The following is a 1,714-nucleotide window of genomic DNA, read 5'->3' on the forward strand; positions in this document are numbered from 1 at the left end:
CTTTACGTCGCTTCGTTCATTCGTGATGGTGATTGCATTGTGATGGAGGGTGCCCGGAACACTCATGAATGTTTGGTATGAATCACCTCCACTCGCCCCCCAGTTGACGAATCACGGCTCAGTGCCTGCGGTGCACGCCAACGGCCTCCAGCACATGCCCGATAATAGTAATCTGCACCTCCTGCTCCTTCACCGTTCCATTCTCATATTCCATCCGGAAATACACCGGCAGCGAACCCTCCGGCAGTCCTTCCGTCAGCGATAAAAACCGCTGGTCGAACAGCTCTCCCGAAAATAACACGGCTTCTTCCGTCTGAAGCAACTCGGCGCTGACCTCCAGCGAGCTGCCGCTGCGACCCACCGCTTCTATTGCGGCCGTCACCCGGCGTACCGGAGCCGGCGAGCTTTGCGCCTCCACAACGAAAATTTCCCCCGAATAAAAATCCTTCGGCGCTATCTCCGTCTGGTGGCCCTTTTCCCGGTGAATGACAAGCCAGTCCGGCGTATGCTTCACCTCCGGCAGCAGCATAAGCTCTCCGACCGGAATCAGCTTCGTCACACTGTCTTCGGCATAGCCGTCGGAAACCGTCAGCGTCACCTCCACCGAGCCCGGCATTACAAATCGCTGGTCGAACTCCTCTGTTGTATAGGCTGTCGGAGTGTTATCCACATCCAGCACGGTCCACTTATAGCTCAGCGGGTCCCCATCCGGGTCTGTCGAGAGGCTTGTGATCGTCACCAGGTCTCCTTCCCACACCGGCTTCGGATTCCAGTCCAAGTCCGCGACCGGCGGCCGGTTCGTCAGCATCCAGCGTGTCACGGCCCAAGGCGAGCTGGTATACTCGTCCCAAACCATCACCGTTACTTGCACCTTCTGGCCGGCTGGAAGCTCTGTCGTGACCTCGTAGCTGCCTGTGGCGGTCTGTGTATTTCCCTTCACTTCCCCGCTATCTACAAGCGTCGCAGCGCCCGATTCATCCCGGATAATCACCCGGTATTTCGTAAAGGTCGTATCCGGGTCCGGGTCGCTTTGACTCCAGGTGATTGTCGGCAGCGGACTGCCCGGTGTCGGATTGTCATAGGTCCCGGTCGGGAACGTCAGCTCCGCAGCCGGCGGCAGGTTAATCCTGAACCAAACCGTATTGGAGTATTCCGACCACATCGTTTCATCCTCGTCCGTCACCTTCATCCGGGCCTGCAGCAGCACGCCGTTCGGCAAATCGCTGTCCACCTGGAAGCTGTTCGTCAGGCTTGAGGTGTTCTGGTCCCGTTCCCCGGTCTGGTACACCAGGCTTCCTTCGGCATCCCGAATTTCGATGAGGAACTTTTTGAAATAGCTCCGATCCTTATCAGCCTGGGACCAATCCACTTGTGGTCGAAGAATACCGTTTATGATGGTTGGTGCGTTTAGACTACCGTTAGGGTTTGTGATCTGCACAGTCGGCGGCGAATTGACGCAGAAAAATTTGAAGGCCGACCATTCGGACCATTCCCGCCCATCGCTTACCATCACCCGCACGCGGTACTTCTTGCCAATTTCCAGCTTACCGGCTGGAATCGCCTTCGCATTCCAATTGCTCCAGGATTCCTCCGCCACCTCGCCGCTATCATAAGCTACATATCCGGTATCCATATCAAAGATTTGCAGCCGGTAATGGGTAAAATGCAGCCCGTCCGCATCGTTCTGCGTCCATGTAATCGTTGGTGTGGTGGT

Annotated in this window: 1 protein-coding gene; it reads right to left on the minus strand. The window is 56.5% G+C overall.

Annotated features, from left to right (window positions below; all coding sequences use genetic code 11):
* Positions 1-118: 118 nt before the first annotated feature.
* On the minus strand, positions 119-1,714 hold a 1,596-nt coding region (locus WBG83_RS22310), incomplete at its 5' end, for a glycoside hydrolase family 78 protein (protein WP_336747588.1).

It is taken from the genome of Paenibacillus sp. y28 (assembly GCF_037137075.1).
Lineage (GTDB): Bacteria > Bacillota > Bacilli > Paenibacillales > NBRC-103111 > JBBBNV01.